General features: G+C 59.9%; 31 protein-coding genes. 15 read left to right on the forward strand and 16 right to left on the reverse strand.

All coding sequences use genetic code 11. The features are described from left to right. Positions 1-5 precede the first annotated feature (5 nt). Positions 6-860 carry a LysR family transcriptional regulator gene (locus AACW30_RS19515; protein WP_200623088.1) on the forward strand — a complete coding sequence of 285 codons (855 nt, stop codon included), beginning with the start codon at positions 6-8 and terminating at the stop codon, positions 858-860. On the opposite strand, the gene AACW30_RS19520 is transcribed toward AACW30_RS19515, so the two are convergent. Beyond that, positions 850-1,599, reverse strand: coding sequence for a sulfite exporter TauE/SafE family protein (locus tag AACW30_RS19520; RefSeq protein ID WP_200623090.1), 750 nt, complete (start codon positions 1,597-1,599; stop codon positions 850-852). The genes AACW30_RS19515 and AACW30_RS19520 overlap by 11 nt on opposite strands. A gap of 109 nt (positions 1,600-1,708) precedes the next feature. Here AACW30_RS19520 and AACW30_RS19525 point away from each other — a divergent pair, with 109 nt between their 5' ends. From AACW30_RS19525 to AACW30_RS19540, 4 genes are all read left to right on the forward strand, one after another. Continuing rightward, entirely contained in the window at positions 1,709-2,659 is a 951-nt protein-coding gene (locus AACW30_RS19525; protein WP_200623092.1) for a LysR family transcriptional regulator, read from the forward strand. An 80-nt stretch (positions 2,660-2,739) separates the two neighbouring features. After that, on the forward strand, positions 2,740-3,192 hold the full coding sequence (locus AACW30_RS19530; protein WP_119739485.1) for a MarR family winged helix-turn-helix transcriptional regulator: 453 nt from the start codon (positions 2,740-2,742) through the stop codon (positions 3,190-3,192). Between the two features lie 254 nt (positions 3,193-3,446). After that, the gene (locus AACW30_RS19535) at positions 3,447-3,866 is read left to right on the forward strand and encodes an organic hydroperoxide resistance protein (RefSeq protein ID WP_034126737.1); all 420 of its coding nucleotides are present in this window, start codon (positions 3,447-3,449) and stop codon (positions 3,864-3,866) included. Positions 3,867-3,893: 27 nt separating this feature from the next. Continuing rightward, on the forward strand, positions 3,894-4,910 hold the full coding sequence (locus AACW30_RS19540; protein ID WP_119739483.1) for an alpha/beta hydrolase: 1,017 nt from the start codon (positions 3,894-3,896) through the stop codon (positions 4,908-4,910). Between the two features lie 63 nt (positions 4,911-4,973). On the opposite strand, the gene AACW30_RS19545 is transcribed toward AACW30_RS19540, so the two are convergent. Beyond that, entirely contained in the window at positions 4,974-5,546 is a 573-nt protein-coding gene (locus AACW30_RS19545) for an elongation factor P (protein ID WP_003218698.1), read from the reverse strand. A gap of 49 nt (positions 5,547-5,595) precedes the next feature. After that, a complete protein-coding gene (gene earP, locus AACW30_RS19550; protein ID WP_119739481.1) occupies positions 5,596-6,729 on the reverse strand; it encodes an elongation factor P maturation arginine rhamnosyltransferase EarP in 1,134 nt (377 codons plus the stop codon). A gap of 132 nt (positions 6,730-6,861) precedes the next feature. Between earP and AACW30_RS19555 the strand changes: the two genes are divergently transcribed. Together AACW30_RS19555 and AACW30_RS19560 are read left to right on the forward strand one after the other, a co-directional pair. Further along, entirely contained in the window at positions 6,862-7,233 is a 372-nt protein-coding gene (locus tag AACW30_RS19555) for a hypothetical protein (RefSeq protein WP_119739479.1), read from the forward strand. A 5-nt stretch (positions 7,234-7,238) separates the two neighbouring features. Continuing rightward, positions 7,239-7,721, forward strand: coding sequence for a GreA/GreB family elongation factor (locus tag AACW30_RS19560; RefSeq protein ID WP_200623094.1), 483 nt, complete (start codon positions 7,239-7,241; stop codon positions 7,719-7,721). 5 nt (positions 7,722-7,726) lie between these two features. Here the strand turns inward: AACW30_RS19560 and cysB are convergent, their stop codons facing one another. The 5 genes from cysB to AACW30_RS19585 all read right to left on the reverse strand — a co-directional run bounded on the left by cysB (position 7,727) and on the right by AACW30_RS19585 (position 11,650). Next, on the reverse strand, positions 7,727-8,701 hold the full coding sequence (cysB, locus tag AACW30_RS19565) for an HTH-type transcriptional regulator CysB (protein WP_003189876.1): 975 nt from the start codon (positions 8,699-8,701) through the stop codon (positions 7,727-7,729). Positions 8,702-8,804: 103 nt separating this feature from the next. Next, positions 8,805-9,305: a universal stress protein gene (locus AACW30_RS19570; protein WP_106576826.1), complete on the reverse strand. Its 501-nt coding sequence runs from the start codon at positions 9,303-9,305 to the stop codon at positions 8,805-8,807. A gap of 66 nt (positions 9,306-9,371) precedes the next feature. After that, on the reverse strand, positions 9,372-10,289 hold the full coding sequence (locus AACW30_RS19575; protein WP_200623096.1) for a 5'-nucleotidase: 918 nt from the start codon (positions 10,287-10,289) through the stop codon (positions 9,372-9,374). Between the two features lie 15 nt (positions 10,290-10,304). After that, the gene (locus tag AACW30_RS19580; protein ID WP_200623098.1) at positions 10,305-11,267 is read right to left on the reverse strand and encodes a putative 2-dehydropantoate 2-reductase; all 963 of its coding nucleotides are present in this window, start codon (positions 11,265-11,267) and stop codon (positions 10,305-10,307) included. Next, positions 11,264-11,650, reverse strand: a complete 387-nt coding sequence (locus AACW30_RS19585) for a thioredoxin (RefSeq protein WP_119739477.1) — start codon at positions 11,648-11,650, stop codon at positions 11,264-11,266. The genes AACW30_RS19580 and AACW30_RS19585 overlap by 4 nt, the downstream gene beginning before the upstream one ends. Between AACW30_RS19585 and AACW30_RS19590 the strand changes: the two genes are divergently transcribed. Both AACW30_RS19590 and AACW30_RS19595 read left to right on the forward strand, forming a co-directional pair. Next, positions 11,649-12,083, forward strand: a complete 435-nt coding sequence (locus tag AACW30_RS19590) for a PilZ domain-containing protein (protein ID WP_106576830.1) — start codon at positions 11,649-11,651, stop codon at positions 12,081-12,083. The two genes, AACW30_RS19585 and AACW30_RS19590, sit on opposite strands and share 2 nt — an antisense overlap. Positions 12,084-12,214: 131 nt before the next feature. Next, on the forward strand, positions 12,215-13,291 hold the full coding sequence (locus AACW30_RS19595) for a 3-deoxy-7-phosphoheptulonate synthase (RefSeq protein WP_060753323.1): 1,077 nt from the start codon (positions 12,215-12,217) through the stop codon (positions 13,289-13,291). Between the two features lie 66 nt (positions 13,292-13,357). Here the strand turns inward: AACW30_RS19595 and AACW30_RS19600 are convergent, their stop codons facing one another. Further along, positions 13,358-13,639, reverse strand: a complete 282-nt coding sequence (locus AACW30_RS19600; protein WP_003189869.1) for a GNAT family N-acetyltransferase — start codon at positions 13,637-13,639, stop codon at positions 13,358-13,360. Positions 13,640-14,252: 613 nt separating this feature from the next. Here AACW30_RS19600 and oprI point away from each other — a divergent pair. Then, positions 14,253-14,504: an outer membrane lipoprotei OprI gene (gene oprI, locus AACW30_RS19605; protein WP_003172710.1), complete on the forward strand. Its 252-nt coding sequence runs from the start codon at positions 14,253-14,255 to the stop codon at positions 14,502-14,504. A 134-nt stretch (positions 14,505-14,638) separates the two neighbouring features. Here oprI and AACW30_RS19610 read toward each other — a convergent pair whose 3' ends face one another. The 3 genes from AACW30_RS19610 to AACW30_RS19620 all read right to left on the reverse strand — a co-directional run bounded on the left by AACW30_RS19610 (position 14,639) and on the right by AACW30_RS19620 (position 16,663). Continuing rightward, the gene (locus AACW30_RS19610) at positions 14,639-15,610 is read right to left on the reverse strand and encodes a L,D-transpeptidase family protein (RefSeq protein WP_106576831.1); all 972 of its coding nucleotides are present in this window, start codon (positions 15,608-15,610) and stop codon (positions 14,639-14,641) included. A gap of 95 nt (positions 15,611-15,705) precedes the next feature. After that, positions 15,706-15,999: a hypothetical protein gene (locus tag AACW30_RS19615; RefSeq protein WP_016972348.1), complete on the reverse strand. Its 294-nt coding sequence runs from the start codon at positions 15,997-15,999 to the stop codon at positions 15,706-15,708. Between the two features lie 58 nt (positions 16,000-16,057). After that, complete coding sequence (locus AACW30_RS19620; protein WP_164487917.1) at positions 16,058-16,663, reverse strand: arylesterase; 606 nt, start codon at positions 16,661-16,663, stop codon at positions 16,058-16,060. Positions 16,664-16,673: 10 nt separating this feature from the next. Here AACW30_RS19620 and AACW30_RS19625 point away from each other — a divergent pair, with 10 nt between their 5' ends. Together AACW30_RS19625 and AACW30_RS19630 are read left to right on the forward strand one after the other, a co-directional pair. Next, positions 16,674-17,357 (forward strand): ABC transporter ATP-binding protein, encoded by a 684-nt coding sequence (locus AACW30_RS19625; protein ID WP_005786391.1) that lies wholly within the window; start codon positions 16,674-16,676, stop codon positions 17,355-17,357. Next, on the forward strand, positions 17,357-19,867 hold the full coding sequence (locus tag AACW30_RS19630) for an ABC transporter permease (protein WP_200623100.1): 2,511 nt from the start codon (positions 17,357-17,359) through the stop codon (positions 19,865-19,867). The genes AACW30_RS19625 and AACW30_RS19630 overlap by 1 nt, the downstream gene beginning before the upstream one ends. A gap of 45 nt (positions 19,868-19,912) precedes the next feature. Here AACW30_RS19630 and greB read toward each other — a convergent pair whose 3' ends face one another. Together greB and AACW30_RS19640 are read right to left on the reverse strand one after the other, a co-directional pair. After that, a complete protein-coding gene (gene greB / locus AACW30_RS19635) occupies positions 19,913-20,386 on the reverse strand; it encodes a transcription elongation factor GreB (protein ID WP_083360479.1) in 474 nt (157 codons plus the stop codon). A 130-nt stretch (positions 20,387-20,516) separates the two neighbouring features. Then, positions 20,517-21,515, reverse strand: a complete 999-nt coding sequence (locus AACW30_RS19640) for a hypothetical protein (RefSeq protein ID WP_200623102.1) — start codon at positions 21,513-21,515, stop codon at positions 20,517-20,519. A 240-nt stretch (positions 21,516-21,755) separates the two neighbouring features. Between AACW30_RS19640 and AACW30_RS19645 the strand changes: the two genes are divergently transcribed. From AACW30_RS19645 to AACW30_RS19655, 3 genes are read left to right on the forward strand one after another with little or no spacing between them, the layout of a single operon-like run. Then, on the forward strand, positions 21,756-22,682 hold the full coding sequence (locus AACW30_RS19645; RefSeq protein ID WP_124416807.1) for an ABC transporter ATP-binding protein: 927 nt from the start codon (positions 21,756-21,758) through the stop codon (positions 22,680-22,682). Further along, complete coding sequence (locus AACW30_RS19650) at positions 22,679-23,404, forward strand: ABC transporter permease (RefSeq protein WP_106576836.1); 726 nt, start codon at positions 22,679-22,681, stop codon at positions 23,402-23,404. The genes AACW30_RS19645 and AACW30_RS19650 overlap by 4 nt, the downstream gene beginning before the upstream one ends. 15 nt (positions 23,405-23,419) lie before the next feature. Beyond that, complete coding sequence (locus tag AACW30_RS19655) at positions 23,420-25,165, forward strand: Gldg family protein (protein ID WP_200623104.1); 1,746 nt, start codon at positions 23,420-23,422, stop codon at positions 25,163-25,165. 4 nt (positions 25,166-25,169) lie between these two features. Here AACW30_RS19655 and AACW30_RS19660 read toward each other — a convergent pair whose 3' ends face one another. Next, positions 25,170-25,478, reverse strand: coding sequence for a class I SAM-dependent methyltransferase (locus AACW30_RS19660; RefSeq protein ID WP_200623109.1), 309 nt, complete (start codon positions 25,476-25,478; stop codon positions 25,170-25,172). Between the two features lie 258 nt (positions 25,479-25,736). Next, positions 25,737-26,171: a DoxX family protein gene (locus tag AACW30_RS19665; protein ID WP_106576839.1), complete on the reverse strand. Its 435-nt coding sequence runs from the start codon at positions 26,169-26,171 to the stop codon at positions 25,737-25,739. Between the last annotated feature and the right edge of the window lie 62 nt (positions 26,172-26,233).

Consider the following 26,233-nt stretch of genomic DNA (forward strand, 5'->3'; position numbering starts at 1 on the left):
ATCAATTGCCCGGCTACCCAAGCATCGATACCGAAGTGCTGCGCACCTTCGTCGCCATCGCCGATCAGGGCGGCTTTACCCGCGCCGGTGAACTGGTCAATCGCACACAGTCGGCGGTGAGCATGCAGATGAAGCGCCTCGAAGAAGACGTGCTGCAGCGCAAGCTGTTCGAGCGTGACGGTCGTCAGGTACGGCTGACGGCGGAAGGCCAGGTGTTGCTGGGTTATGCACGGCGCATCCTGAAGCTGCACAGTGAGGTGTTCAACACCCTGCGCGAACCTCACATGGTCGGGCTGGTGCGCATCGGCACACCGGACGATTACGTGATGCGTTTCCTGCCGGGGATTCTCAAACGGTTTTCCAAGGCCTACCCGCTGATCCAGATCGAAATGCACTGCGAGTCGTCAGCGGTGTTGATGCAGCGGCGCGACCTGGCGCTGACCGTGATCAGCCGCGAGCCCGGCAATGAAATCGGCGAATTGCTGCGCAGTGAGCGCATGGTCTGGGTGGCGGCGCCGTGCTTCTGCGTGGATGAGCACGAGACCCTGCCCCTGGCTATTTCCGGCGTCGACAGCTTTTGCACCCAATGGACCCGCGCCGCGCTGGATGCTGCCGGCATCGACTATCGCCTGGCGTACCACAGCTCCAACGTCGCGGCGATTCAAGCCGTGGTCGGCTCGGGACTGGCGGTGATGGTCAGCATGGAAGGCCTGGTGACCGACGACTTACGGATCCTGGGCAGCGATGAAGGCTTTCCGCCTCTGCCGTCGATGAGCCTGCGCCTGCTGCGCAACCCGGCGATGGCCTCGCCCATCACCGAATGCCTGGCCGAGTACATCCTCGAAGGCTTCAGACTTTAAACGTCAGCATCACCGCGCACACCGCCAGAAAGCCGCAGAACAGGCCGCGCAATACCCGTTCGGGCAGCGCGTGGGCGACTTTTACCCCCCAACTGATACTGAGCAAGCCACCGACCGCCAACGGCACGCCGATCATCCAATCCACCTCCTGATGCCAGGCGTAGGTGACCAGGGTCACGCTGGTGCTGGGCAGCGCCAACGCCAGCGACAGGCCTTGAGCGACCACTTGGGTGGTGCCAAAAAGGCTGGTCAGCACCGGCGTCGCCACCACTGCGCCACCCACGCCAAACAAACCGCCCATGGAACCCGAGGCGGCGCCGAGCACGCCGAGCCAAGGCCAGGAATAACGCATCTGCGCAGTCGGCGGCGCATTGCGAGTGAACATGCGCAGCAGGTTGTAAGCGGAGAGCGTCAGCAGAAATACAATAAAACCGATGCGCATCGCGCCGGCGTCCAAACCCACAGCCCAGATCGAACCCAGCCAGGCAAAGCAGAAACCCATGACGCCCAACGGCAACGCGTGGCGCAATTCGATACGGTTACGCTGGTGATAACGCCAAAGCGCCAGCATCACATTCGGCACCACCATCACTAGCGCAGTGCCTTGGGCGAGCTGTTGATCCAGCCCAAACAACACGCCCAACACCGGGATGGCAATCAGCCCGCCACCGATGCCGAACAGCCCGCCGACCGTGCCCAGGGCTGCGCCCAATACCAGGTACATCGCTAAATCCAACACCGCGCATCACTCCAAAAGCCCCAGGCGACGCATGCTACGCAGTCGCCTGTGGCGTGGAAACGCACAGCAACGCACAATGGCTGTGCCGAACTCGCATAAGCGCCTATTCATGAACCCCAATACCTTGACCGATCAACTGAGCCTGTTTCTTGATGTACTGGAAACCGGCAGTTTTTCCGCCGCCGCTCGCCGCCATCCGCTGACCCCTTCAGCAGTGGCTCGGCGCATTGACAGCCTGGAAAGCTCGGTCGGCAGCCGCTTGTTTCAGCGCAGCACCCATGCCGTGGTGCCAACCCCGGCAGGCCTGGCGTTTGCCGAACGGGCGCGACGGATTGTCAGCGAGTTGCAGCTGGCCCGGGCCGAGGCGGTGTCGTTGAGCCACGCGCCGGAGGGCCTGATCCGCGTGGACGCGCCGGCAGCCTTCGGCAGACGGCACTTGGCGCCGGTGATTGCCGACTTTCTGAACGTGTATCCGGGGCTGGATGTGCACCTGCATTTGATCGACAGCTTTGTCGACATGCAGGGCGCGCACTTGGGCAAGGTCGACCTGGTGCTGCGCGCCGGGCACATCGTCGACACCCGCTTGATCGCCACGCCATTGGCCAGCATCGTGCGCATCGCCTGCGCCAGCCCGGCTTACCTCAAAAGACGTGGCACGCCGACTCATCCTCGGGAGCTGAGCGAGCACGATGGCCTCGACTGGGACGGCCTGGCGCCGATGTTCGCCTGGCGCTTCGAGCTGGACGGGCGCCGCGCCACCTATCGCCCGCAACGCATCCGCCTGAGTGCCAATAATGCCGAAGCACTGCTGTGCGGCGCGCTCGCCGGGCTGGGCATCGCGCACTTGCCGACGTGGCTGGCCAGTGAATACCTGGTGCGCGGTGAGTTATTACCGCTGTTTTGCGAAAACGGCCTGCCCAGCCCGGAAACCACCGGCATTTACGCGCTGCGTCTGGAACAGCAGGCCAATGCACGCAGCCGCCTGCTGCTGGAATACCTCAAGTCCCGCTTCAGCCCAGTACCGCCCTGGGATCTGGCATTACAAAGCGGCCTGGTCTGACCCCACAGGCAGAATTATCTGGCGCATTAAAGGTTTGATCGCTAGATTCCAGCCCATATACGCTTTTTCGAGGCACTGTCATGCGCAAAAATCCCGCCCCCTGCGAATCCCTCATGCTGGATAACCAGCTGTGTTTCGCCCTGCACTCCACTTCATTGCTGATGACCAAGGTCTACAAGCCGCTGCTGCAAGCCCTCGGCCTGACCTATCCGCAGTACCTGGCGATGATGGTGCTGTGGGAAGAAGATGGCTTGACCGTCGGCGAAATCAGCACTCGCCTGCTGACCGATCCGGGTTCGCTGACGCCGCTGCTCAAGCGGCTGGAAGCCGAAGGCCTGCTCAGCCGGACCCGCAGCCGCGAAGATGAACGTGTGGTGGTGGTGGAATTGACCCCGGCAGGCCGCGCGTTGCAGGAAAAAGCCATGGGCATCCCGCAGTGCATCCTCGGCGCCAGCGGGTTACAGCTGGAGCAGTTGCGCAAGTTGCAAAGTGACTTGATTGCCTTGCGGGGCAATCTGCAAGACGCAATTTAAAGGCATTCACGCAGTAAAAAGGTGGGAGCTGGCTTGCCTGCGATCGCGGTACATCAGTCATGAATACAGTGGCCGACACTGGGCAATCGCAGGCAAGCCAGCTCCCACATTTGTTTGGGGTTGCCCCAGAAAATAATGTCCGGGAAATATTTTTGTGAATTTATCTTGCGCGCTAAACATTAGCGCTATACATTCGCCCCACCAACTACTTAGCGCACAAACATTTAGCGCTAAAAACCCAAGAGGACGACACCATGCAAACTCTCTATACCGCAGTAGCCACCGCCACCGGCGGCCGTGATGGTCGTGCTGTTTCCAGCGACAACATCCTCGACGTCAAACTCTCCACGCCCAAAGAGCTGGGCGGCGCTGGCGGCCAAGCCACCAACCCTGAACAGCTGTTCGCGGCCGGCTACTCGGCCTGCTTCATCGGCGCACTGAAGTTCGTCGCCAGTCAGACCAAACGCAAAATCCCGGATGACGCTTCGATTACGGCCCACGTCGGCATCGGTCAAATCCCCGGCGGTTTCGGCCTGGACATCGACCTGCACGTGAGCCTGCCGGGCCTGGCGCAGGATGACGCGCAAAGCCTGGTCGACGCGGCTCACCAAGTCTGCCCGTACTCCAACGCCACCCGCGGCAACGTCGATGTACGCCTGCACGTGACTGTCTGACACCCTTTGCCGCCACTGGAGAAGCACATGAACACAATGGGTAAAGCCCTCACCGGTACCCTGCTCGCGCTGTCGATCAACACCGCGTTCGCCGCCCCCGGCGACGTTGAGCACACCACCCAGGCCTTCCTGGATGTGCTCAACGCAGGCACCGGTCAGCCAATGGAACAGTTGACGCCCAAAGACGCGCGGGCCGTGCTGACCGGCGCCCAGGCAGGTGTGAAGTTGACGCTGCCCAGCGCCGATGTGAGTCAGAAAACCATTCAGGTTGATGGCAAGCCGCTGGACCTGACCATCGTGCGGCCAGCCGGGGTCAAAGGCGCATTGCCAGTGTTTATGTTCTTCCACGGTGGCGGCTGGGTGCTGGGCGATTACCCAACCCACGAGCGACTGGTGCGCGATCTGGTGGTGGGTTCCGGCGCAGTGGCGGTGTTCGTCAACTACACGCCTTCGCCGGAAGCGCATTACCCGGTGGCGATCAACCAGGCCTACGGCGCGACCCAATGGGTGGCCGAGCACGGCAAGGAGATCAATGTCGACGGCAAGCGCCTGGCGGTCGCAGGCAACAGCGTCGGCGGCAATATGGCGGCAGTCGTCAGCCTGATGGCCAAGGACAAAGGCACGCCGGCAATCAAGTTCCAACTGTTGCTGTGGCCGGTGACCGACGCCAACTTCGACACCGGTTCCTACAACCAATTTGCCGAGGGGCACTTCCTCACCCGAAACATGATGAAGTGGTTCTGGGACAACTACACCACCGACGCCAATCAGCGCGCGCAGATCTACGCGTCGCCGCTGCGGGCCACCACGGATCAACTCAAGGGCTTGCCGCCTGCGCTGATCCAGACCGCTGGCGCCGATGTGCTGCGTGACGAAGGTGAAGCCTACGCACGCAAGCTGGACCAGGCCGGTGTACCGGTGACCGCCGTGCGCTACAACGGCATGATCCACGACTACGGTTTACTCAACGTGGTCAGCCAGGTGCCGGAAGTCCGTTCAGCCTTGCTGCAGGCCTCGCAAGAGCTCAAGCAACACCTGAAGTAAACAGGCGCCCATGAAAAAGCCCGACTCAAGGTCGGGCTTTTTTTCGTATCGGTGGGGCCAGAATTACTTCTTGGCGCGACCTTTGTACGAACCACCTTCACGGGTGTCGATCTCGATCAGGTCGTCGATTTCGATGAAATCAGCCACTTGCAGCTCGGTACCGTTAGCCAGTTTGGCAGGCTTCATGACCTTGCCCGACGTGTCGCCGCGAGCGGAACCTTCGGTGTAGGCAACTTTACGCACGATAGTGGTCGGCAGCTCTACGGAAACCAGGCGGTCTTCGAAGAAGATCGCTTCGCAAACGTCTTCCATGCCTTCTTCCACGAACGGCAGAACAGCTTCGATATCTTCAGCGTTCAGCTCGTACATGGTGTAGTCGGTGGTGTCCATGAACGTGTAGGTGTCGCCGCTGATGAAGGACAGGGTCGCTTCTTTGCGGTCGAGGATCACGTCGTCCAGTTTGTCGTCGGCGCTGTAAACGATCTCGGTCTTGTAACCGGTCAGCAGGTTCTTCAGCTTGGTCTTCATGATTGCGCTGTTACGACCAGACTTGGTGAACTCAGCTTTCTGAACCAGCCAAGGGTCGTTTTCGAGACGGATCACTGTACCGGGTTTCAGTTCTTTACCAGTTTTCATTGCGTATATCCGAAATTTGGATGGGATTTACAAAAATCAAGGTCGCGTATCATATCCAACTTTCATAAAACTGTACCAGCGCCGTCGCAAGATCAGCCTGCAAGCCTTGTTCCAGACACCACGCCTGGGCGTTCTGACTCACCTCTGGCCAGTGCTCCAGCAGCATTTTCCACGGTTGTGCCATATCGCCATCAGCGTTCCAGGCTTGCCAAAGGGCAACCACCGCTGCCTTGGCGGCGGGCGACAAGGCCCCGGTGTACAGCTGCAGGAAGGCATCAAGCTTGTCCAGATGGATGTCTTCGTCCTGGCGATAGATGTGCCACAGCATCGGCCGCCCGGCCCATTGGGCGCGTACGAACGAGTCTTCGCCGCGCACGGCGTTGAAGTCGCAGCACCACAGCAGGCGGTCATATTGCTCCTGGCGTACGAACGGCAACACTTGCACCGTCAGGGCATCGCGCTGATGCACCGCCCCCACCGCAAGGCCTTCCACGCCGAGCCAGCGCTGCACATCGCCAAGGATGCGCCCTTCGGGCACCAACAGATGAGTGGCACGCCCGTCCGTCGCCAGCACGTCCAGCCAACGGGCGAGCCCGGCGTTTTCGTAGGCGAACAGCGACATCAAACGCGCGCCATCTGCCGGAAATACGCCCAGCGCTTGCAGGAATTGCCGCTGCGCGGCGCGATCTTCTTGAAAAGCCTGACGCTGCTCCAGCAAGCCGCCTTCGCGTAAGAGCCCGCCAGTGCCCGGCCGAAAGCCAGGAAAGAAGAAATACTTCTGCACGCCCTTGAACTTCACCGACGGCAGGCGATGGCACCCCACCACCCAGTCTTCAGCGCTGAGGTAGTCCAGGTTCATCCACAACGGCGTGCGGTCGCGCGCGGCCATGGCTTCCATGTACTCAGGTGGCAACTGGCAGGCAAAGGCTGCGATCACTACATCGGCGCAAGGCGTGTCGCGCCATTGTGCCGGCCAATGGCACACCTCTACGCCTTCCTGCCATTGCGGGTTCAGTTGCACATCAATCTCTGGGCACATGCGTTCAAAAGCACGCAAGTCATCGACCCACAAGCGCACGTCGCAGGCGTGCTCCACCACCAGTTGCCGGGCCAGGCGCCAGGTCACGCCAATGTCGCCGTAGTTGTCGACGACGCTGCAAAAAATATCCCAGCGGGCTTTCATTCCGGGCTCCAACACTCAAAGGCTCGATTGTCCGCATAAATGCGTCGATGCAGAAGGCTTGATCGCGATTATTCTGCACAGTGGCTGTGCGACAATCGCCGCCACGCCGCAAATGCCCGCCAGGAGGCCACTATGTCTGATCGTTCGTTGTCGCTGTTCAAGCTCAGTATCGCAGTGGCGTTCGGCCTGTGGCTGGGCTTTATTGCCATTGTGCTGACCACCTGGCTGGCGTCGCGCTACGTGTTCCCGCAAAGCCTGGCGCCGGTGGCTCAGGCCGTTCAGCAACTGGGCAAGCCCGCCACCGTTGTTGCGCCAGAACCGCCGAACCGTATGTTCGAGCAGTATCAGGAAAACCTTCGCAAGCAGGAACAACAGCAAACCCTGGACCAGGCGCGCAACAACGCGCGCAACCTGTCCAACCCCAAATGCCAGTTCTGGCTGCAACAGGACCAGAACGCGCCCAATGAAAAGAGCAAGGCGAATGTCCTGCAATTCTGCGATTGATGCCCATGAATAAGCACGCCGTCCTCCAGTTGATCCTGGAAAAACTCACCGTCGACCTCGACATTGCGCAGCGCGCCGCGCAGACCGCCTACGAGACCGCGACCCACGAAGAGAACATCGCCGAGAACAAGTACGACACGCTGGGGCTGGAAGCGTCTTACCTCGCGGCCGGGCAAGCCAAGCGCGTCGAAGAAATCAAGCAATCGCTCGCGCTGTGCCAGAACCTGCAGTTGCGTGCTTACGATGATCAACGCGGCATAGAAGTCGGTGCGCTGCTGGGTTTGGAAGACGAGAACGGTCGCCAGCAGTGGCTGTTTCTGGCGCCGGATGCGGCGGGCTTGAAGGTCGACGTGGTGGGGCAACCGGTGACCGTCATCACCCCACGCTCGCCGCTGGGCAAAAGCCTGCTGGGCAAGTTCGAAGGGGATGAGGTGGAGATTCTGGTGGCGGGCGCCCGGCAACACTTCACGGTTACCGAGGCCCGATAAGCCACTCAGTGGACGGGCAGTTCTACGCCGTCAAACAGCTCTTCCAGTTCTTGCTTGTTGTGGCACTGGATCGCCTTGGCCATGACTTCGCGGGTCAGGTGCGGCGCGAATTTCTCGATGAAATCGCACATGAAGCCACGCAGGAACGTGCCACGACGGAAACCGATCTTGGTCACGCTGGACTCGAACAGCTCGCTGGCGTCGAGCACCACCAGGTCTTTGTCGAGGTTGGTATCGACCGCCATCTTGGCCACGATACCCACGCCCAGGCCCAGTCGGACGTAAGTCTTGATCACGTCGGCGTCGGCTGCGGTAAACACTACTTTCGGCGTAAGGCCGCGATGGCTGAAGGCTTCGTCGAGCTTGGAGCGGCCGGTGAAACCGAATACGTACGTCACGATCGGGTATTCGGCCAAGGCTTCGAGGGTCAACTTCGGCAGCTTGGCCAATGGGTGGCCCTGGGGCACGACCACGCAACGGTTCCAGCGGTAGCACGGCATCATCACCAGGTCGCCGAACAGCTCGAGGGCTTCGGTGGCGATGGCGAAATCGACGGTGCCGTCAGCGGCCATCTCGGCGATCTGCATCGGCGAACCCTGGTGCATGTGCAGGGCGACGTCCGGGTATTGCTTGATGAAATCGCGGATCACCGGCGGCAAGGCATAACGCGCCTGGGTGTGCGTGGTGGCGATCGACAGGGTGCCTTTTTTCTCGTTGGAGAATTCCTGGGCGATCTGCTTGATGCTTTCGACTTTACGCAGGATCTCGCCGGCGGTGGTGATGATGCGCTCGCCGGCCGGGGTGACGCGGGTCAAGTGCTTGCCGCTGCGCGCGAACACTTCGACGCCCAGCTCGTCTTCGAGCAGGCGGATCTGCTTGCTGATACCGGGTTGCGAGGTGTAAAGGCTTTGAGCGGTAGCGGAAACGTTGAGGTCGTGGTGCGCCACTTCCCAGATGTAGCGCAGTTGTTGAAGCTTCATATGTGTCCCTCAAAGCAGATAGACGCCACGGGTATCAGCGACGGTATATAACTATATTAAAGGTTAGATGCATAAATCTAGAACTTTTTATCGTTTTTACCGATCAGGCATCGTCACTGCGTCGGCGCTGCAGCGATGGCACCATATAAACCGGCACTGTTGCCAACTGCAGCACCCTGGCGGCCGTGCGCCCAAGCGGCGTGGCAGCGGCCGTTGCGTGGCTGTGACTTCCTACGATCAACAAGTCGACGGAAAGTTTTTGCAGCTGGTCGAGAATGACCTCGCACGGGTCCCCCTGGATCACGCGCACCGAGCGAATCAATTTCAGGTCCTGCTCCCCTTCCCCGAGCTCCTCGCGAAAACTGTCCAGCACCCGCTGCTCGATGGTTGCCATCACCGTGGTCAGCCCCTGGCTCTGCCATTCGCTCAGGGCTTTCTCATCCAGGTAGCTTTGCAGCACCGATTCGGCGAACAGCCCGATCGGCTCGACCACATGAATCACATACAAATCCGCCTTGAACGTTCGGGCCAGTGCCAGCGCATGCTGCATGACATAGGGCGCATACAGACCGAGGTCCGTGGCGTACAGCATCGAACGAATCATAGAACCTCCTGGACGGCCAGGATGGCGGGGATTGAATGAGCTTAGCAGCGCCTGCGGGACTGGGGCTCAGCTCTCGGTGTGGATTTTCAACTCATTGCTGATGCCATGGGGCACATGCCCGGTGGCCACTACTTCCCTGGCCTTCTCGCAATGACCGGCCTGGTCATCGAAAAACACATCGGCGGCGAACGCCTCCAGAAACGCGGACTTCTCCAGGCCACCGAGGAACAACGACTCGTCCAGGCGGATATCCCATTCGCGCAGGGTGCGAATCACCCGCTCGTGGGACGGCGCCGAACGCGCGGTGACCAACGCTGTGCGAATCGGGCACGCCTCGTCTGCGAACTCGCTCTGCAACACGTTAAGCGCCGCCAGGAACCCCTTGAACGGACCACCGTGCAACGGCTGGCGCGCCGACTCGCGCTCGCTGGCCAGAAATGCCTCCAGCCCGCCTGACTGATAGACACGCTCGGACTCATCGGAAAACAGCACCGCATCACCGTCGAACGCAATCCGCAATTCTTCACTTGAGGCCCGATGCGGGCCGCCCGACAGAATTGTCGCCGCGGCAAAGCCGGCATCCAGTGCACTGCGCACATCGTCGGCATGGGTCGACAGAAACAGGTGGCAACCAAATGCGGCCAGGTAAGGATAGGGACTGCGCCCGCCGACGAACGCGGCGCGGGAAATATCCAGGCCGTAATGCTGGATCGAATTGAACACGCGCAAGCCGGTGTCGGCACTGTTGCGCGACACCAGCACCACTTCGACGCGGGCACGGCCCAGGCTGGCGTTGAGGCTCAAGAGCTTCTTGACCAAAGGGAAGGCGTCGCCGGGCTCGAGGGTTTCTTCCTCGTGCTCGATCTGGTACTTGCGATATGCCTCTACCCCTTCGGCCAGGTAGACCTTGTGACTGTCACTCAGGTCGAACAGTGCGCGCGACGAAATCGCCAGCACCAGTTTGTCGCCCAATCCCTTCGCCATGGTGTTTCCCCCAAATCAGCGGTTGTGCCGATCAATAAAACTCAAGGCCTGGTAAAGCGCCTGCATGCGTGGCAATTCGCAGCCTGCCGCTTTTGCCGCGGCCAATGGCCGGGCGTAGATCGCCGCCAATTCCAGCGGACGTTTGTGCACATGGTCGTGATACATGCTGGGCAGGTAGTCGTCCATGGTTTCGGTCATGGCGAACATCTGCTCGGCGTAACTGGCAGGGATTTCATGGCCGCAGGCGTGCGCGCCTTTGACCACCTCAGCCATCAATGCCTGGATCAATTCGCGGCTCGATTCATCGGCCATCAGCGCGGTGGTGCCAGTGCCCAGCAACACGGAGAGGCCGTTATACGGCACATTCCACACCAGCTTGTGCCAGCGGGCCTGGTGCACATTGGCCATGGCCTGGGACTCGATACCGGCCTGGTGAAACAGCGCGGCGCCCTCTTCGACAATCGCCCGCTGACGCGATTCATCGTTGGCCGCGGTGCCGCTGTGGTAACCAAGATTGACCCGGCCCAAGGCCTGATGCTCGACGACGCCCGGCGCAGAGCGGTGCACGCCGATGTAGCACAGGCCACCCAGCAAGTGCAGCGACGGCGGCAGGTGTTCGCGCAGGCTGTCCTCGACGTCGAGGCCATTTTGCAACAGCACCACCCTGGCGTCCGGGGCGGCGACCTGGGCGATGGTCGGCGCGAGGTCCACATTGCCGGTGGATTTGGTGCCCACCAGCAGCCAGTCGCACGCCGGCATATCCGCAGCGCGGACGTAGGCCTGCACCGGGTGCAGGTGCAACTTGCCATGCAGCGTACTGTTGAGGTGCAGGCCGTGCTCGCTGACCGCCGCGTATTCGCTGCGCAACAGGAAGTGCACGTCGAACCCGGCACGCGCCAGCATCACGCCGTAGAACCCACCGATAGCACCGGTGCCGATAATGCCAATGCGTGGTGACGGGGATGCAACTGCGGTCATGGCAAATCCTCTGGTGTGCGGGTGAGTGCTTGATTCACTGCCTCGGTAAGGTCGGCAAGTGCAAGACGGGTGTGTAACTGCCCAAGGAATTGACCCTCGCACACGAGGAACAAGGCGGGCAAATGAAAGATCTGATAGCGCTCGACCGCACCGCCGTTGTGCCCGGCATCCACCCAGCACACGCGGTCGACCGGCAAACGCCAGCCCGGCAGCTGCTGACGTGCCCAGCGGCAACTGGAACAACCGACACTGGTAAATACCACCAGCGAAATACCTGGCAATCCCAGCAGTTGCTGGTCAATATCCAGGTCGGTCAATTCCAGTTCCTTCACTATACTGCTGCCACCGCCGTCAACTGGACGGTGCTCGGAGTCCGTGTACATGGGTCGTTTTTTACCTCACCCTGATGATGTCGCTGTCGAGTTAATCCAACGCCCCGCTCCCGCCATTCCCCGCCAACGCCTGCACACTATCGGCCTGGGCGGCGTCGCCTGCAATTGCCCGCGTGCCTGGCGCCAGGGCACGGCGGTTGATCTGCGCATCCCTTCCCTGGGCGCCAGCGCCCGTTATCCGGGCTATGTAGCCTGGTGCCGCAAGCTCGAAAAAGGCTATCGCATCGGCATCTCTTTTACCGATGAGCACGCATTGTTCGGTGCGCGAATGGGCGAGCAAGTGTGCCAGATCGAACGCTACTGCCGCTTGCATGAAGACGCCGAGCCGACGCCTGCGCAACTCGAAGCCATGGCTCGCGAGTGGGTCTCGCGTCATGCCGGTGAGTTCTCCCGCGAGACTTTTGTGGCGCCGGCGCTGGATTAAAGCCGGTTTTGCCCATTGTCGCGGGCCCGTGTTACGCGCTAAGGTTCCTCCCCCCTGCATTCAAATCATGCTGTGCTCCGCCGCACGGGGATGGCTGGCGGCCGGCACCCGTGACCCTGACGAGTAACACGATGGCTGATTTACCGATCAACGACCTTAACGTCGAATCCAACGAGACCCTGATCACGCCCGATCAGCTCAAGCGCGAAATCCCTCTGAGCGACGCTGCCCTGCAGACCGTCACCAAGGGCCGCGAAGTCATCCGTGACATTCTCGACGGCACCGACCACCGCCTCTTCGTGGTGATCGGCCCTTGCTCGATCCACGACCTCAAGGCTGCCCACGAATACGCCGAGCGCCTCAAAGTGCTGGCGGCTGAAGTGTCCGACACCTTGTACCTGGTGATGCGCGTCTATTTCGAAAAACCGCGCACTACCGTCGGCTGGAAAGGTTTGATCAACGACCCGTACCTGGATGACTCGTTCAAGATTCAGGACGGCTTGCACATTGGTCGTCAATTGCTGCTGGACCTGGCTGAAATGGGCCTGCCCACTGCCACCGAAGCCCTCGACCCGATCTCCCCGCAGTACCTGCAGGACCTGATCAGCTGGTCGGCCATCGGCGCGCGCACCACCGAATCCCAGACTCACCGCGAAATGGCGTCCGGGCTGTCTTCGGCCGTCGGTTTCAAAAACGGCACCGATGGCGGCCTGACCGTCGCGATCAATGCGCTGCAATCGGTGTCCAGCCCGCACCGCTTCCTGGGGATCAACCAGGAAGGTGGCGTGTCCATCGTCACCACCAAGGGCAATGCCTACGGGCACGTGGTCCTGCGCGGCGGCAACGGCAAGCCCAACTATGATTCGGTCAGCGTTGCGCTGTGCGAGCAGGCGCTGAACAAGGCCAAGATCAAGCCGAACATCATGGTCGACTGCAGCCACGCCAACTCCAACAAGGACCCGGCCCTGCAGCCGCTGGTAATGGAAAACGTCGCCAACCAGATCCTCGAAGGCAACCAGTCGATTATCGGCCTGATGGTCGAGAGCCATCTGAACTGGGGTTGCCAGGCCATTCCAAAAGACCTGGCCGACTTGCAATACGGCGTGTCGATCACCGATGCCTGCATCGACTGGTCCGCCACCGAGACCACCCTGCGCAGCATGCACGCCAAGCTCAAGGACGTATTGCCAAAACGCAAACGCACTTGAAACGCTGAATTGCGCACACAAAAACGCCGGGCTTAGCCCGGCGTTTTTCGTGGTGCGATCGCTCAGTTACAGCTTCGCGGCATGGCGCTGGTGGCGCTCCATGTAGCGCTCTACATAAGAGCACGAGGGGATCACCGTGTAGCCGGCTTCTTCGGCGAACTTCAACGCTTCTTCGGTCAACGCCGCAGCAATGCCACGGCCCCGCAACGCGTTGGGCACGAAGGTGCGATAGATATCCAGGGTCTGTTTACCGAGGTCCATATAGGTCAGATAGGCACGATGACCGTCCACATTGGTCTCGAACTGATGACCTGCCTGGTCATGGTGGATGGACAACGCCTCGCTCATCACTACTCCTCGCGGGTCTTGGATTTTGACCCCTACCTTACCGATGTTTTTCCGGCGAAGGAACATCTACGCCACCCCGTGCCGGTTTCGACAACGAGAAAACCTATAGCGCTCACAACCAGCACGTAGGGAATAGTAGTCACCAATGCTGCAATAGCTCAAGGCGCACTCGTCATCCCTTGCCGCTGGCGGTTACAGAAAGGGCCTCGATCAATGAGTGATCGATAGCCTGAACATTGCCGGCAGTTGAATCTTGAGACGAACTGCCGCTCTTAAAGTCACCTCTACATACGCAAAAAGATGCACGAGGCGGTAACGGCCAACTGAAAAAAAGTGTCAACGTCGATATATAAATCTTTGCCTGTTTACCGGACCCGGCACATGCGGGCCGGACCTCTCAGCCTGGATCGAGTTCCCAGGGAAACGAAAAAATCTGGAGGGTTTTTATACAATCCTCCCAAAGATTAGCCAAAACAGATTCGGCGCAAGAATTTTTTTTGCTTCTTGCGCTACGTCAGTTTACTTACTACAAGTAATGAGTAGTATGTACGCCGGCTATCCGCTCACTCTGAGAAAGTAGCCATTTAATAGAAAGTCCTTGAAGGGGAACACGATGAACAACGTTCTGAAATTCTCTGCTCTGGCTCTGGCCGCAGTTCTGGCTACCGGTTGCAGCAGCGTCTCCAAAGAAACCGAAGCTCGTCTGACTGCAACTGAAGACGCAGCAGCTCGCTCCCAGGCTCGTGCAGACGAAGCCTACCGTAAAGCTGATGAAGCTCTGGCTGCTGCTCAAAAAGCACAACAGACTGCTGACGAAGCTAACGAGCGCGCTCTGCGCATGCTTGAAAAAGCAAGCCGCAAGTAATAATCCTTCGGGGTTGTTATCAAGCCGATCCATTCTTGGGTCGGCTTTTTATTGCCTGGGATTCGGCCCTGAAGCCCGCGCAATAAAAAGCCCGCCGCAGCGCAAGGCTGAGGCGGGCCTGGGATCGAGCAGGCTTACTGCTGCAGATCGACCGGCGTACTGGACGCCACTGGCGCATTGGCGCCCGGTACACCAATCTCCGTTGGCAGACCGTCTTCGGCCGCCACCACATCGCGCACCTGATCCCAGTTCACCCGCAGGTTATTGGCCAGGTCTTCGCGCTTGAGCAGGGCATTGATGACCGCCGTGTGCTTGTCGACCACGGACGGCGTGCCGTCATCGTTCAGCGGTGTATGCGCCTCAAGGTAGACCTTGCCGCCGCTGCTGCCGAACTTGTAGGCATCATTGATGATGCGCACCGATGTGCCGACCGGCACCATGTCGGCCATTTCCAGCACATTGTTGTTGAACATGCGGAAGCAGCCGTGGCTTGTACGCGTGCCGATACCAAATTTCATGTTGGAACCGTGAATCAAGTAACCCGGCGTGCCCAAGGTGAACTTGAACGGGCCCAGTGGGTTGTCCGGACCGGCAGGCACCACGTTAGGCAGCGGGTCACCATTGGCAGCGTGCTCGGCCTTGATCGACGCGGGCGGCGTCCAGGTCGGGTTGGGGATCTTGCCGGTGATGGTGGTGTGCGCGACCGGCGAACCCCAGCCTTCACGGCCGATGCCCAAGGGGAACGTGTAAACCACATTCTGGCCCTTGGGGTAATAGTAAAGCCGGTATTCCGCCAGGTTGATCACAATGCCTTCACGAGGACCCGGCGGCAGGATGAAACGCGTCGGCAGCACGATCTCGGTGCCCGCCCCCGGCAACCAGGCGTCGACGCCAGGGTTGGCCGCGACCATTTCCGAATAACCCAGGTCGTAGGTGGTGCCCAGGTCGGCAAAGGTGTCTTCGTACTTGGCCTTGATCACCTGAACCTGACCGACAATGTCTTCACCTGGCGGCGGCAAGGGCAACTGCAGCGCTGATGCCGAGCCGACTGCACAGAGCGCAGCGAGGGACAGGCAGCAGGAAACGACGGAAAGGCGCGACAACATCCGGAAAATCCTTCGCAGAACGACGGGTAGGAAAAAACTGATTGTACACGGGTGTCAGAGGGTAAGGCAGAGGGCCTGCGACCGTGCGCAAGCCTTTACAGCTCGAAACGCAGCTCCGGCCAGATCGGCGGTGTGCCACGCTTCTGCGATTCGAGGATGGCTCGGCACAGGGGGCACAGTCGCTGGTCTTGAAAGATCGAGCGGTCGACCGAGGACCAACGCGGTTGTGCGGGCAATAAAGTCCCGCAAAGCGTGCGATCGATCGAGCCGCCCAACTCCAATTGACGCGCGACCAGATGCACCCGAACTTCCTGGCAGGCGAACAGGTCCAGCTGCTCGTCAGGCTCGATCAGTTGGTAATTGAACAGGGACCAGGCAGGGCGCGACATCGGGGGCTCCAGATCGGGGGGGCGCCACCTTAGCCGAAAGCCTGCCGGTATAAAAGCGTCATAGCAGCGGTTTTAGCGTTGGCCAGACATTTTCCAGCAACTTGCCCTGGGCACCGACCGCCGGGTGCAGCTGATCGGCCTGCATCAACTCTGGATGACCACCCACACCCTCAAGGAAAAACGGCACCAGCGGGATACTTTTTTCCTTGGCCAAGGCGCCATACACTTCGGCAAACGCCGTGGTGTATTTGGGACCGTAGTTGGGCGGCAGCTGCATGCCCAGCAGCAGCACCTTGGCGCCGCCGGCCTTGGACTGGTCAATCATCGACGCAAGATTTTGTTTCAATTGCGCTGGCGGCTGGCCGCGCAGGCCATCGTTACCGCCCAGCTCGAGGATCACCAGGTCCGGCTTATGCTCTGCAAGCGCCGCCGGCAGCCGCGCGAGACCACCTGCGCTGGTGTCGCCGCTGATGGACGCATTGACCACCTTGTCGTCAAAACCTTCCTGCTTGAGCCGCTGCTCCAGCAAGGCCACCCACCCTTTGCTGGTATCCAGGCCGAAACCGGCACTGATACTATCGCCAACGATCAGGACTGTACCCGCCGCTGCGTTCTGGGCCATGCACATCAAGGCCAGGCCAGCACTCAAAAACCACATTCGCATCGGATTCTCCATGGGCGCAAGCATTCTCACCGCGCGGAACCTTAGCAAAGTGGTTCCCAGCGCGGAAGGTGAACTGACTATCCTGCACGAACTTAGCCTGGAACTGAACAAGGGCGATAGCCTGGCTATCGTCGGCAGCTCCGGCTCCGGCAAATCCACCCTCCTGGGCCTGTTGGCCGGCCTCGACCTGCCCAGCAGTGGCGAAGTCACACTGGCAGGCCAAGCCTTGAGCACCCTGGATGAAGACCAGCGCGCGCGCATCCGCGCCGAGCACGTCGGATTCGTGTTCCAGTCATTCCAGCTGCTCGACAGCCTCAACGCGCTGGAAAACGTCATGCTGCCGCTGGAACTCGACGGCCGCAAGGACGCCCGCGAGCGCGCCAGACACCTGCTCGAGCGCGTCGGATTGGGCCAGCGGCTGACCCACTCGCCGCGCCAGCTTTCCGGTGGCGAGCAACAACGGGTTGCCATCGCCCGAGCCTTCGCCGCCGAACCGGATGTGCTGTTTGCCGACGAACCCACCGGCAACCTCGACAGCCACACCGGCGAACGTATCAGCGACCTGCTGTTCGAGCTTAATAAAGAAAGCGGCACGACCCTGGTACTCGTCACCCATGACGAGCGCCTGGCCCACCGTTGCCGGCGCCTGATCCGCCTTGAAGCCGGCCTGATGGTCGCGCCCCTGGAGCCTTGATGGCACGTTTGCCGCTGTTGCGCCTGTTCAGCCTTGCCATGCGTCAATTGCTGCGCGATGCCCGCGCCGGCGAGTTGCGCGTATTGTTCTTTGCGCTGGTGGTGGCCGTGGCGGCCAGCACCGCCATCGGCTACTTCGGTGCACGCCTCAATGGCGCCATGCTGTTGCGTGCCACCGAGTTCCTCGGCGCCGACCTGGTACTCGAAGGCAGCTCGCCAGCCCGTCCCGAGCAAATCAAATCCGGGACCGAACTGGGCCTGGATCATGCTCGCATCGTTGAGTTCTCCAGCGTCATCGCCACGGATAATGGCATTCAGCTTTCCAGCATCAAGGCGGTCAACGAGCAGTACCCGCTGCGTGGCGAGCTCAAAAGTGCGGCTGAACCGTTCGGCACTGAAACCCCAGGCGGCGGGCCCAAGCCCGGTGAAGCCTGGGTGGAAGCAAGGCTGCTGACGGCGCTGGACCTGAAAGTCGGCGACAGCATCGATGTCGGCATGAAGACCCTGCGACTGACGCGCATACTGACTTACGAGCCAGACCGCGCTGGTAACTTCTACAGCCTTACACCCCGCGTCATGATCAACCTTGCCGACCTCGATGCCACCGGCGTGGTGCAGCCCGGCAGCCGCGTGAGTTACCGTGAACTGTGGCGCGCGCCTCAAGGCAGCACGGCGCTGCAAACCTATCGCGACCTGGTCAAGCCAGGCCTCGCCGCCAACCAGCGCCTGCAGGATTCGCGAGACGGCAACCAGCAAATCGGCGGCGCGCTGGGCAAGGCCGAGCGCTACCTGAACATGGCCAGCCTGGTGGCGGTCTTGCTGGCTGGCGTGGCGGTGGCGTTGTCGGCCAATCGCTTCGCCATCCGACGCTTCGATGCCAGTGCACTGTTGCGCTGCCTTGGGCTGTCGCGCCGCGAGGCGATGTTGCTGTTCACCCTGCAACTGAGCGTGCTGGGCGTGGCGGCAAGCCTGGCCGGCGCCCTGCTGGGCTGGCTGGCGCAGTTTGGTCTGTTCTATTTCCTGCACGACTTGCTGCCGGCGGACGTGCCGCCCGGCGGGCTGCTGCCGGCGGTCGCGGGCATCGGCACCGGGCTGGTCGCCCTCGCCGGCTTCGCCTTGCCGCCCCTGGCGGCGCTGGGGCGTGTGCCACCGCTGCGGGTTTTGCGCCGTGACCTGCTGCCGATCCCGTCCAGTACCTGGATGGTGTATGGTGCGGCGCTGTTTGCGCTCGGCCTGATTATGTGGCGCCTCAGCCTCGACCTGGTGCTGACCTTCGCCTTGCTGGGCGGCGGCGTGGTGGCTGCGCTGATCCTCGGGGGCTTGCTGCTGTTATTGCTGCAAAGCCTGCGGCGCTTGTTGGCCCGCGCCACGCTGCCCTGGCGTCTGGGCCTGGGGCAGTTGCTGCGTCATCCGTTGGCGGCGGCCGGGCAGTCGCTGGCGTTTGGTCTGATCCTGCTGTCCATGGGCTTGATCGCCCTGCTGCGTGGCGAGTTGCTGGACACCTGGCAAAACCAGTTGCCCAAGGATGCGCCCAACTATTTCGCCCTGAACATCCTGCCGGCCGACAAGGACGCCTTCAGCGCCCGACTCCTGGATGTGCAAGCGCAATCGGCGCCGTTGTACCCCGTGGTGCCGGGCCGGCTGATCAGCATCAATGGCGAACCGGTACAGGAAATTGTCAGCAAAGACTCGAGCGGCGACCGAGCGGTGCAGCGTGACTTGAGCCTGACATGGGCGGCCGACTTGCCACCGGGCAATGTGCTGACAGCCGGCTCCTGGTGGTCACAGCAACCGGGCGATGAGGTTCCCGGGGTTTCGGTGGAAGCCAAGGTGGCTGAAAGCCTGAAGCTCAAACTCAACGATCATCTGATCTTTACCGTCGGCGGAGAAAATCGTGAAGCGCGGGTCACCAGCCTGCGGACCATCAACTGGGATAACTTCCAGCCCAATTTTTTCATGATCTTCCAACCGGGCACCTTGAAGGACCTGCCCGCAACTTACTTGACCAGCTTCTACCTGGCGCCAGGCCATGATCAGCAGATCGTTGACCTGTCACGGGCGTTCCCGGCCGTCACCATTCTGCAGGTCGAGGCTTTGCTGGAGCAGTTACGCAGCATCCTCGCCCAAGTGACCCTGGCGGTGGAATACGTATTGTTGTTTGTACTGGCGGCCGGCATGGCGGTGCTGTTTTCCGGTTTGCAGGCCACCCTGGATGAGCGCATTCGCCAGGGGGCATTGCTGCGCGCACTGGGCGCAGAGCGCAAGTTGCTGGTCAAGGCACGCCGCATCGAGTTCGGCTTGCTCGGCGCAGTCAGCGGCCTGCTGGCAGCGCTGGGTACGGAGTTGGTGACAGGGGTGTTGTACCGCTACGCGTTCGACCTGGCCTGGCACCCTCACCCGTGGCTGTTACTGCTGCCGGTGATCGGTGCCGTACTGATCGGCGGTGCCGGCGTCTTCGGCACGCGTCGTGCGTTGAATGCCAGCCCACTGACGGTATTGCGCGAAGGTTGATACATTGATGGCCCGTACGCTATTCGGAATACGGGCCAGCAGCGTTTATTTCACATACTCGATACCGGTAATCCACCAGCACACCTCGCCGGTCGGGGTTTGCACGATGGCCTCATCGTCGACTTCCTTACGGAGCAACGCCCGGGCCATCGGTGAGTCGATGGAGATGTAGTCCATGCGCTCATAAATCTCGTCATAGCCAACAATACGAAAACGCTTGGTCTCGCCCTGCTCGTTTTCGATATCAACCCAGGCGCCGAAGAATACCTTGCCTTCCTGCTCAGGCATGTATTCCACCACGCGCATATCTTCCAGCCGCTTGCGCAAGTAGCGCACCCGCCGGTCAATTTCGCGCAGCAGCTTCTTGTTGTACTGGTAGTCCGCGTTTTCGCTGCGATCCCCCAGAGACGCCGCCCAGGTCACTTTACGCGTGGTGTCCGGACGTTTTTCACGCCACAGATAATCCAGCTCTTTTTTTAGCGCCTCATGACCTTCTTTGGTAATCAGCTTGGTACTCAAACGCTTGCATCCCCAGACAATGTCCAATGGTGCCGAAACGCCACAGCATCATGCCTTGGCGTCGACTGGCAGGGGGGATGATAAATGAACTATGAAAAGTAGCCAGATCAGCAAGCACATTGCTTCAACTCTAGCCTTCCAGGGTTTGATCCAGTTCAAGCAGCACACCCTGCAACCGCTGTCGCATACCTGACACCTGCGACATCGCCAGCGCCAGCTTCTGGGCTTTCTGGCTGACGTATGCTTGCTGCTCCTGCAATTGCGTCGCGTGCTGCTCCAGCTCACGATCCTTTTCATCCAGTTCGCCCTGCTTTTGTTGCAGCCGGGCCTGCCACTGCTCAAGCACTTTTTCTCGCTCAATGACCGCGTTTTTTTGTTGCGTCAGGTCCTGGGCGACCTTGGCAAGATTGGTCAGCGTGCTGTCCAGCTCAGGCATCAATGCATGTTCCATTTCAACGGGGCGCTGCACTGGCGCGGGTTCACTCGGTGCCAGTTGAGCCGGCTGCGCAACGGGCTCTGCCAGCGCTACCTTCTGCGCAGTTGCGACGGGGATATCCAACGCCTCAGCAACCACAGGCTCAAGCACCGGCGGCTCGACGGGCGTGGGTGGGCTTGAAGTTCTGGCGGGCGGGATCATTTGTGATGAGAAGCGAATGGACGGCACGATCAAGGAAGCACTTTCGATCGCAGGCAAGACAGGCGCAGACATGCCCAAGGTAATCACCTTCATTACCAATGCCTTCTTGATGATCATCGAATGATGATCCTCCGGTCTGGCCGGCGGTAATTTGCAGCCTTTCAAATCAATGAAATGGAAAGCGATCGAACTGTCGTTCACTGCGCTGGCTTTAGTGCCGGAGGCTGCCGCGGCCATCAGGATCTGCTTGAAGACTTGCATAGCCACTTGCAGGTCTTCCTTGGACTCGACACTGCCCAGAAAATGCCGGTCGAGTTTTTTCCGTAACGCGGCGATGTAAACCCTGGAGTTGCCCGGCTCAGTCTCTTCATCAAGGCTATAGACGAGAAAGTTGCAGTCGATCTGGGCAACAGCAAACCCGCAGAGCAGCGCACCGTTAACCGGCGCGTCCTGGCCACTGCGTTCTAGAACAAGAGTACGTAGAAGCATCATGATAATCAGGTCTCGTTACAAAAGAGCAAACCTTACATAAACGCCAGATAAAGAATCCGACCGTTAACCATTCTCGAAACAGCGCAATTGTTTCAGTAAGTTATCCGGCTTGACGTAGGACTTTTCTTATAACCTCGCCCGCGCGTTCCCAAGCGTATTGATTAAACGTAACCTTTTTAACGCTCAACTATCCACGACACGCACGTCCCATACGCTCAGCCAAACTTAATCGGTAAAAAAATGCTCGAGATAAGCAGCCTGACTAAGTACTTGGGCAAAAGTAAAGTCATCAACAACTTCTCATTGTTTGCTCAGCGCCAGGAATGTATTGGTCTGTTTGGGGAAGACGGCGCCGGCAAAACAACCTTGCTGAACTTGATCGCCGGCATCGCCAATCCCTCCTCCGGGTCCATCACCGTCCATGGGTTCAACACCCAGACCCATCCACTTCAAGCACGCAAAGTCCTCGGCTATCAGCTCCAGGCCGGGCTCAGCCATCAGACGATGTCCGTTAAAGGCTTTCTCAACTTCATTGCCGACGTTCGAGGGTTCACCGGCGCTGAAAAACGCAGCCGAGTGGATCGAGCAGCCATGCGCCTGGAATTGTCGCGTGTGCTCAACGTTCCTGTCGGTGCGCTTTGCGTAGGTTTGAAGCGCAAGGTAGCCATCGCGCAAGCCATCCTGCATACACCCAGCCTGCTTCTGCTGGATGAACCGACCGAGGGTCTGGCGCCGAATCAACGGATCAAATTCAGAACACTGGTCCAGTCCCTGACCGAAGAAATGGCGGTGATTATCGCCTCCCGGCATTGCGACGAGCTGGCCAGCCTGTGCACGCGAGCACTGGTTATCGCGCGCGGCCAGTTGGTGGCTGACACGCCGCTGCCCGAGTTTCAGCGCAAATCCCGACACTACCGGGCCGTCACCCTGGCCGCAGAAACCCCGCTGGATTTACTCGCACTGGCCGTCTTACCCGGCGTCGCCGGCATAGAAGAAGACCGGCATACACCCGGCACCGTGACCGTTCTGGCCCTGCCCGGTCACAGCATCTATCCCCATATCAACGCACTTATCGCCCATCGCGGCTGGAACATCACGTCATTGAAACTGGAAACAGGGCGCCTGAACGAAGTCGTTCGCCATTTGAGTCATGAGGTATCTCTTTGAAACTGCTGCCGGTGATTTTCAAGCGTCAACTCGTCAGCTATGCCCGTACGCCAGGCACGTACCTGAGTGTTGCTGCGTTTGTACTGCTGTGCGCGGCACTGGGGCTGAATACGAGCCCATGGCTCGAAGAAGGCGGTGCTGATTTACAGGTGTTTTTCCAGTTACACCCTTGGCTCTACCTGCTGCTGATTCCAAGCTTGTCAACGCAGCTGTGGTCGGACGAACATAACCCTGGCATGCGCAACATGATGAAAACGCTGCCCATCACGACCGTCGAACGGGTGTTGGGAAAATTTCTGGCCGCATGGGTCGTGTGTGGCATTGCCTTGGCCCTGACCTTCCCTTTGGTGGTTGTCGCCAACTACCTGGGCGCTGCGGACAACGCCGTTATCACCTCGCAATTTCTGGCGAGCGGGTTGCTCGCGGGAAGTTATCTATCGGTGGGATGCTTTATCTGCGCACTGACTCATCGGCGCATCGTTATTTTCCTACTTTCGCTCGGTTTGCTGCTTACAGTCAGCATGCTTTCTTCGGCACTGGATGCCCTTGAGCACCAGGCGCCTATTTGGGTGGTAGACAGTCTGATCGCGCTTGACCCGATCTTACGCTTCGGCACTCTCGACAACGGCAAACTGACACTCCATGACAGCCTGTACTTCGTCAGCATGATCCTTGCCTTTCTTGCGGCAACAGCAGTCACACTCAATTACAAAACCCGTTGAGAAGGAAAGCACCGCATGCGATCCGCTATTCGCACGGGTATGACACTTACGGTCATATCATTACTCTTTCTGGCCTTTAATCTGGTCTGGGTAAACAACCTTCCCGATATCCGTTGGGACTTTTCACAACACAAAATCCATACGTTGTCGCCGCAGGCCCGGCAACTGCTCGCCTCACTTGAGGAACCACTGGATTTGTATTACTTCAACTCACGCCATGACCCGCGAAAAAGCCAAGCGTTGAAACGCTATGGCGAACGGGTGGGAGACCTGCTTGAGGAGTTCGAAAAAGCCGCCAGGGGCAGGATTAGCTTGCACGTTATTGATCCGGGGCCTTATTCAGAAGAGGCCTATAAAGCGGGCCTGTTCGGGCTGGACGACACACACGGGTTTCTCGGTCTGATAGGTGTGCGTGCAGGCCAGGCTGCACAACGTATCGACGCATTCAGCCTGGATGACGAACCGATGCTCGAATATGAAATAAGCCACTTGATCTACACACTGGGGCACCCAGCGCCACCCGTTATTGGCGTGCTGACAGGGTTGGCGTTGAACGAGTCCGGCGGGCTGTTACTGGCGAAAATGCATCAGCACTTCACCCTCGAAAGCCTGGAAGCGAACATTCCCCAAGTGCCTGAATCGATCGGGACGCTGATGGTCGTCCACCCGCGCGCACTGCCAGAGCGAACCCTGTACGCGATCGAACAGTTTGTCCTCAGGGGCGGAAAACTGCTGATCTTTCTCGACCCACTGAGCGAGAGCATGTCAGACGCCGCGCCGGCAAATCCCATGCTGGACGGCCTGCTTGCCGCATGGGGCGTACAGATGCCGGCGGGCAAGCTGCTGGTGGATAATCTCTATGCCTCGTCGGCGTCCCCCGGCGCTGGCAAGCCGACCGTCTTCCATCCGGCCAGGTTGAGCCTGCCGCGCCAGGCGATGACGGCGGACGACGTCAGCGCGTGGAAACTGGATACGGTGATTGTCTCGAGCAGTGGCGCACTTTCTCGCATCAGGAAAAGCCGCACGCTGCTCACCCCGCTGCTGCAAAGCTCCACGCAGTCTGCGCTATTGGACGCTGCGCGCTTTGCATCAACCACCGCACTCGACTCACTGATCGAACAACCGTCTGCTGTCGGCCAACGCCAGGTGATAGCGGCTCGCCTCGGCGGCCCCGCCTATTCCGCATTTCCAGACGGTGTCGACGGGCAGTCTGCTGGTTTGCAAAAGGCCGCAGACATTCAGGTGGTGGTGGTCGCCGACACTGATTTACTCATGGACTCTGTCATCAGCTCTGCCGCCAACAGCAACGTTACGTTTATCTTGAATACCTTGGATAACCTGGCGGCTCCTGACGTTCTCGCGAGCATTCGACCCCGTGCAACGGCCAGCCAATCGCCCAACCCGCTTTCAGACATGCGCGAAGTCGCTGCACAGGCCTACGCCCAAAAGGCGGGGGAACTTGAACGACGGCTTGAGCGAACCGAGCACGAATGGCAACGCCTGAAACCGCCAGACACCGGCTTCGGCACCCAAGCGGTGAATACCAATGCCCAGCTGCAGGCACTGAACAAGGAACGCCTGCGACTGCCCATGGAGTTACAGGCGCTCAAGGTCGAGGCGTACGCATCGGTGCAGCAAGTGGAGCTAACTCTGAAACTGCTGCTGATCAGCGCCGTACCGCTGCTGTTGTGCCTTATCGCGTGGATGGTGTCGCTTTACAACCGGCGACGTCGATCGGCCGTGACCGCCATCCAGCTCTAAGCCTTCAACGACGAGCGATCAGTCCCTGGCGGGCAATGCGCGTCAGCTGACGGATGACTTCATCGGCATCAGCGGCGCTAGGCGCCTGAATTACCGCAAGGTCGAAACTGTTGGTGGCAAAGCGGGCCAGGGAGTCGCCATCTTCCACAAACTGGATCAGGAACGCCGTAGGCCGCCCGGTGCGACGCGGCCAGCCATCGAGGTAACGCAGCAGCGTAGGCTGGTGCTTGCCACCCAGGAGGATTTTCGGATTGCGCTGAGTCAGGTCCGCGGTGATCGGGGCCAGGCGTATGAGGGGGCGAAGTGCATTCATCGTGTCGTGTCTCTGCCTCAAAAGTCTGCGGGCAGGTGAGAGGCAACACCGAACCAGCGCTTTAGCGGTATTTCGAAGCCTGACTCTCGATGAGTGCATGCTTCTGTCGGGCTGTATCGAGCCCAGTGGCGCCCCGCAATTAGCTGTTTAAATCGGCGCATGAGCAGCATCCTAGAGAAGCCGGTGGGGCAGTGTCAAGAATCCCGAGCAACGAAAAAGCCCGCACAGGGCGGGCTTTTTCCGGGTTTTATCTGGGTATCAGCGGGCTATGGCGCGGTCGGCAGACAGTTTGCCCGCCCCTTCCAGCAGCACCGCCAAAGCGCCGCCGAGCAAGGCAAGGGCAAACTCATAACCGTTGTTGGCCATGAACAGACCGTTATGAATATGCACCGAGAAGATTGCCACCAGCGACAGGAAGGTCAGGCCCAAGGCCGCCGGGCGCGCCAGCAAACCGATGATCAATGCCAGGCCGGCGAAGAATTCCGTGCCGCCCGACAGCACCGCCATCAAGGTGCCGGGAGTCAGCCCAAGGCTTTCCATATACTGCGCAGTGCCCGCCAGGCCGTAGCCACCAAACCAGCCAAAGAGTTTTTGCGAACCATGGGCAGCGAAGATGATGCCAACAAAAATTCGCAGGATGGTCAGGCCATAACCAGCGCGAGTAGACAGGATACGGTTGATCAATGGGCTCATGGTGCTAATCCTTTTCCAGGTAGGGGGTGGTTGGCCGCTATATTAATCGGATAAGGCAATCA

Origin of the sequence: Pseudomonas sp. MF6747, from assembly GCF_963890955.1 — a bacterium.
In the GTDB taxonomy this organism is placed as follows: domain Bacteria; phylum Pseudomonadota; class Gammaproteobacteria; order Pseudomonadales; family Pseudomonadaceae; genus Aquipseudomonas.

What these genes read in the sequence shown, in the direction of transcription:
- AACW30_RS19625 (WP_005786391.1), top strand. Translation starts at nt 16,674, where the DNA reads ATGGGCGCAAGCATTCTCACCGCGCGGAACCTTAGCAAAGTGGTTCCC.
- AACW30_RS19555 (WP_119739479.1), top strand. Translation starts at nt 6,862, where the DNA reads ATGTCTGATCGTTCGTTGTCGCTGTTCAAGCTCAGTATCGCAGTGGCG.
- AACW30_RS19640 (WP_200623102.1), bottom strand. Translation starts at nt 21,515, where the DNA reads ATGATGCTTCTACGTACTCTTGTTCTAGAACGCAGTGGCCAGGACGCG.
- AACW30_RS19630 (WP_200623100.1), top strand. Translation starts at nt 17,357, where the DNA reads ATGGCACGTTTGCCGCTGTTGCGCCTGTTCAGCCTTGCCATGCGTCAA.
- AACW30_RS19620 (WP_164487917.1), bottom strand. Translation starts at nt 16,663, where the DNA reads ATGCGAATGTGGTTTTTGAGTGCTGGCCTGGCCTTGATGTGCATGGCC.
- AACW30_RS19580 (WP_200623098.1), bottom strand. Translation starts at nt 11,267, where the DNA reads ATGACCGCAGTTGCATCCCCGTCACCACGCATTGGCATTATCGGCACC.
- AACW30_RS19530 (WP_119739485.1), top strand. Translation starts at nt 2,740, where the DNA reads ATGCGCAAAAATCCCGCCCCCTGCGAATCCCTCATGCTGGATAACCAG.
- AACW30_RS19600 (WP_003189869.1), bottom strand. Translation starts at nt 13,639, where the DNA reads ATGAGCGAGGCGTTGTCCATCCACCATGACCAGGCAGGTCATCAGTTC.
- AACW30_RS19665 (WP_106576839.1), bottom strand. Translation starts at nt 26,171, where the DNA reads ATGAGCCCATTGATCAACCGTATCCTGTCTACTCGCGCTGGTTATGGC.
- AACW30_RS19575 (WP_200623096.1), bottom strand. Translation starts at nt 10,289, where the DNA reads ATGGCGAAGGGATTGGGCGACAAACTGGTGCTGGCGATTTCGTCGCGC.
- AACW30_RS19655 (WP_200623104.1), top strand. Translation starts at nt 23,420, where the DNA reads ATGCGATCCGCTATTCGCACGGGTATGACACTTACGGTCATATCATTA.
- AACW30_RS19615 (WP_016972348.1), bottom strand. Translation starts at nt 15,999, where the DNA reads ATGTCGCGCCCTGCCTGGTCCCTGTTCAATTACCAACTGATCGAGCCT.
- AACW30_RS19590 (WP_106576830.1), top strand. Translation starts at nt 11,649, where the DNA reads ATGGGTCGTTTTTTACCTCACCCTGATGATGTCGCTGTCGAGTTAATC.
- AACW30_RS19645 (WP_124416807.1), top strand. Translation starts at nt 21,756, where the DNA reads ATGCTCGAGATAAGCAGCCTGACTAAGTACTTGGGCAAAAGTAAAGTC.
- AACW30_RS19610 (WP_106576831.1), bottom strand. Translation starts at nt 15,610, where the DNA reads ATGTTGTCGCGCCTTTCCGTCGTTTCCTGCTGCCTGTCCCTCGCTGCG.
- AACW30_RS19595 (WP_060753323.1), top strand. Translation starts at nt 12,215, where the DNA reads ATGGCTGATTTACCGATCAACGACCTTAACGTCGAATCCAACGAGACC.
- AACW30_RS19525 (WP_200623092.1), top strand. Translation starts at nt 1,709, where the DNA reads ATGAACCCCAATACCTTGACCGATCAACTGAGCCTGTTTCTTGATGTA.
- AACW30_RS19570 (WP_106576826.1), bottom strand. Translation starts at nt 9,305, where the DNA reads ATGATTCGTTCGATGCTGTACGCCACGGACCTCGGTCTGTATGCGCCC.
- oprI (WP_003172710.1), top strand. Translation starts at nt 14,253, where the DNA reads ATGAACAACGTTCTGAAATTCTCTGCTCTGGCTCTGGCCGCAGTTCTG.
- cysB (WP_003189876.1), bottom strand. Translation starts at nt 8,701, where the DNA reads ATGAAGCTTCAACAACTGCGCTACATCTGGGAAGTGGCGCACCACGAC.
- earP (WP_119739481.1), bottom strand. Translation starts at nt 6,729, where the DNA reads ATGAAAGCCCGCTGGGATATTTTTTGCAGCGTCGTCGACAACTACGGC.
- AACW30_RS19535 (WP_034126737.1), top strand. Translation starts at nt 3,447, where the DNA reads ATGCAAACTCTCTATACCGCAGTAGCCACCGCCACCGGCGGCCGTGAT.
- AACW30_RS19585 (WP_119739477.1), bottom strand. Translation starts at nt 11,650, where the DNA reads ATGTACACGGACTCCGAGCACCGTCCAGTTGACGGCGGTGGCAGCAGT.
- AACW30_RS19660 (WP_200623109.1), bottom strand. Translation starts at nt 25,478, where the DNA reads ATGAATGCACTTCGCCCCCTCATACGCCTGGCCCCGATCACCGCGGAC.
- AACW30_RS19545 (WP_003218698.1), bottom strand. Translation starts at nt 5,546, where the DNA reads ATGAAAACTGGTAAAGAACTGAAACCCGGTACAGTGATCCGTCTCGAA.
- AACW30_RS19560 (WP_200623094.1), top strand. Translation starts at nt 7,239, where the DNA reads ATGAATAAGCACGCCGTCCTCCAGTTGATCCTGGAAAAACTCACCGTC.
- AACW30_RS19540 (WP_119739483.1), top strand. Translation starts at nt 3,894, where the DNA reads ATGAACACAATGGGTAAAGCCCTCACCGGTACCCTGCTCGCGCTGTCG.